Origin of the sequence: Moorena sp. SIO3B2 (assembly GCF_010692525.1) — a bacterium.
Lineage (GTDB): Bacteria > Cyanobacteriota > Cyanobacteriia > Cyanobacteriales > Coleofasciculaceae > Moorena > Moorena producens.
Genome location: NZ_JAAHHE010000522.1, coordinates 1 through 3,578 on the forward strand (window position 1 = coordinate 1; position 3,578 = coordinate 3,578).

Consider the following 3,578-nt stretch of genomic DNA (forward strand, 5'->3'; position numbering starts at 1 on the left):
TAGTAGTGGTGGAAAACTCAGTAATTTCGACTTCAGCAGTACGAGCGGTGACAGCATCCAGGTTACCACGCAGTCGAGCTAGTTCCAGGGTAAACTCGCCTTGCAAACGCTGGATTGCCTCTAGATCTTCTTTAAAGTAGGAAGATGACAAATCGGGAGCAGCAATCACCTTACTGAGCTGATCGAAACAGGCATTGAGAGCAGCAGCAAATTCATAACGGTTGAGGGGACGATTGCCACGATAGCTACTGTCAGGATATCCTGCCATACAACCGTAGCGCTCTACGATAGATTGTAAGGCTTGGAATGCCCAATCTGTGGGCTGGACATCCGATAACTGGGATACTGATGTGACCTGAGCCATCGAGTCATTTGTCTGTTCGAGATTCGGTTCGAGATTGGGAGTCAGTTCATGTTCAAACTGTTGTGTACTTGTTGGTGATTCTGTTATTGGTGATCCTGGGAACAACTGGGAAACAGGTGTCACCTGCTCCATCACTCCCACAGAGATGGGGGGAAGTAACTCTACTGCTACGGATAATTCCTGGGCTGTTGTTGACTTTGGTTGAGATTCATTGGCTAGACCATTGGGAGTTAGTAAAAAGGCTGCAGCGATCGCAGCTGGAGTTACATGGGGCAAGCTCCAAGTCAGTTTGGGCATTGGGAACGATAGTTGACTACTCACACCGAAAACATTGATATAATGGCGCAAATCTTAGCAATTTGCCCAGTAGGGTGATGCTAACAGGGGTAGGTTTCTGATATCTGGGTGAAGCGGGAAGTGTCGGAAGTGTGGGATTCTAAGAGGTTGTCTGAGAAGTCTCATTTGCTACATCCAAGCCCCCGTTGGTCCCCCTCTGGGGGACTTTTAGAAGCAAATTGACTCTTGTTCCCCCCAAAGTTGGGGGGTCAGGGGGGCAAAATTCAGTATCAAAAAACTTTTCAGATATCCTCTAAGAGTTAGATATCCAACTGCTGTTGTTACACTCAAGTTGAACCTATTCAGAGCGAGCAAATAGAGGAAGCATTCCTAGATTAACTCCGGATTTATCTAGGAAAATTGGTGTTGCTGAATTAATAGACCTCTTGCAAAAGTATTTTTCTGATAGTGTTTACGTCAATTCTTGTCCACTGTTCCCTGTTCCCGTCTTGATGCAGTCGCTCATGGGGGAAACCACGGCAGTCGCTCATGGGGGGAACCCCCAAGACCGCGCTGCCTCCCCAAGACCGCGCTGCATCGCTGTTCCCTGTTCCCGACAACTGCCGCGAAGTCTAATGAATGAATGAGCGATCATCAGGTGCGACCCGTGGCGAATTTAATTCTTAATGGGTCAAGCGCACCTATGGTTTTGTTGAAGCCCCCTAAATCCCCCGAGCGAGCAATCCCTCGCTCGGGGGACTTTTAGAGTTTTTTCCCCCCAAGCGAGCAATCCCTCGCTTGGGGGGTTAGGGGGGCGAAACCATACCCAGAATCAGCAACACCGAAAAAACTATAGTTCAAGGGTTTGTAGTTCAAGTTTTCTTACAAAAATGACCTGCTCCCACATAGAACTGTTTAGCAAGCTGATGTTGATAGATATTAGCTTAAGTATAAACATCAATAATTTTTTGTCTAGGATCAACGGAGTAGGGTTTCATGATTTTTTAGTATAATTATCTGAGGTATCATGATTATTGTACCTGACTAGCTTGATAAATATTATGTTAAGTTCTATGGTTGAGAAGTAGAGAGCTATACATGAAGGTTAGAAATATCCCTGGTTATCTCCTTGATCAGATAGAGTCAGCCCTATTTACTGTTTTCCCTGCTAGAAGAAAAAATGCTGGAAATACCCCTGGTTATCTCCTTGAGAAGATACAGTTAGCCCTGCTTAGTGCTTTTCCTGAGCCACAGGGCTTCAAACAAATGCTACGATTCCAATTAAATGAAAATCTGCCAGAGATTGCTACTGGTGGAAATTTCAGTGAAATTGTTAACAAAACAATCAACCATTTTGATAGTAATAATAGTTTAGAACTATTAATTAATAGCGCCCTTAAACAAAATTGCGCTAATCCTGAGTTAAATGCAATCAAGAAAAAATTTAAAATTACGACTAGTTTACTCGACCTATTGTATCCTTTTAAAAAAAATAACAAGCCAAAGCAAGAGGTTTATAGAGATTATTTTCAAAAAGTCAATTTTTCGGAAGATAAAATTGTTGCAAATTTAAATGATATTATAGATAACTTGGATACTATACTTGATGAAAATTTTTATAGTGAAAAACCTATCATAGACTTTGCTGATTTTTTATTAAAAAATAGAGATATTGATATTTCACAAGAAAATGCTTGTCAACTCAATCAATGGTTAAAAATCGAGTCCAAGAGAAGTAAAGCAAGCTATATAATCAGCTATATAATAAGATTGGTAAGCAATAACCGCTTATTTGAATTTGATTATGTAGTGTCACGTATATTGCCATTCCTCTTTATTAATATTACTGGGGCTTGGATAATCGAATTCTTGAGTAGAATAGAATGGGTTAAGCAGTATAAAGCCCTTAGCATGTTGTTTTTTATAGTATTTACAATCATAGCTATTATTGATTTATTTAAAAAATCAAATTTAAGACTGAACCAAATAGGATCAGTTACCTTAGTAATCTTGGTGATAGTAGGAGAAGCATTTATATTTAGCATTTTTCCCACTAAACTAGTAAAGTCCCCTGAAAACTTTCACAATTACCCAGAAATCGTAAAAGTTTTTGAAAACCAGCATCTAACTAAACATTATAATTTAAAGAAAATCTTTATACATAAAGCTGAAGTAATAGATAGATTTATAAAAAACCCGGGTAAAGATAATGAATTACATGAATTACACATATTACTTAATGATGTGGAATGGACCAAGGAAGAAAAATTAAGATTTCTCAAGAGAAACTATAAAGGATATATAAAAGTTAAGATTAGTTATAATGATAATTCGACTGGGAAGTTTAAAATAAAAAAATCTCAAATAATTGACTATTCATTTAGACCTGGTAGTGGAATCTTATCCTTTGTGATAGGATTCGGAGAAACAGCATATTTGGTGCCTCGACAAAGATATAATCTTCTTCAAAAAATAGAGAACATTATTGAAGATAACCAAGTTTTAGAAAAAATCAAATAAATATGAATAAGCTGTTAAGCATTAGTGCCTAACAGCTTAACAAATTAGCTTAACCAATTATTCAAAGGTTATGGTATTAGGTAAATCAATCACAAAGTTCAGCCCTTGTGGAGTGACATCGGCGTTAATAGAGACACCAGCCTTAACGAGTTTATCTAGGCTTAATCCATAGGGTTTCAACTTTTGATCAACGCCCGCATCTTTAAGATAGGAAATTAAATTGACACCATCAAAATTTGCCAAACCCTTCTTGACCGCTTTAACTGTTTGATTGCGAAATACACCTTCAAGAAGAGTCAGAGCATCAGAATACCATCCCCTTCCACGCACATTGTGGTTACGGTAAGCAACTTGTAAATCGTTATTACGTATGGCAATACCAAGACTGACATCACCACTAGGTGTTACAGAAAACAAG

At 38.7% G+C, this 3,578-nt stretch carries 3 protein-coding genes; 1 reads left to right on the forward strand and 2 read right to left on the reverse strand.

Annotation, left to right across the window (positions count from 1 at the left end):
- A partial coding sequence (locus F6K38_RS37330; RefSeq protein WP_287360047.1) for an iron uptake porin occupies positions 1-661 on the reverse strand: 661 nt, incomplete at its 3' end.
- Between the two features lie 1,077 nt (positions 662-1,738).
- Here F6K38_RS37330 and F6K38_RS37335 point away from each other — a divergent pair.
- A complete protein-coding gene (locus F6K38_RS37335) occupies positions 1,739-3,160 on the forward strand; it encodes an effector-associated domain EAD1-containing protein (RefSeq protein ID WP_287360048.1) in 1,422 nt (473 codons plus the stop codon).
- Positions 3,161-3,217: 57 nt separating this feature from the next.
- On the opposite strand, the gene F6K38_RS37340 is transcribed toward F6K38_RS37335, so the two are convergent.
- On the reverse strand, positions 3,218-3,578 hold a 361-nt coding region (locus F6K38_RS37340; protein WP_287360049.1), incomplete at its 5' end, for a hypothetical protein.

Bases quoted from the DNA above. Each gene is read 5' to 3' on its own strand.
- F6K38_RS37335 (WP_287360048.1), top strand. From the start codon at position 1,739: ATGAAGGTTAGAAATATCCCTGGTTATCTCCTTGATCAGATAGAGTCA.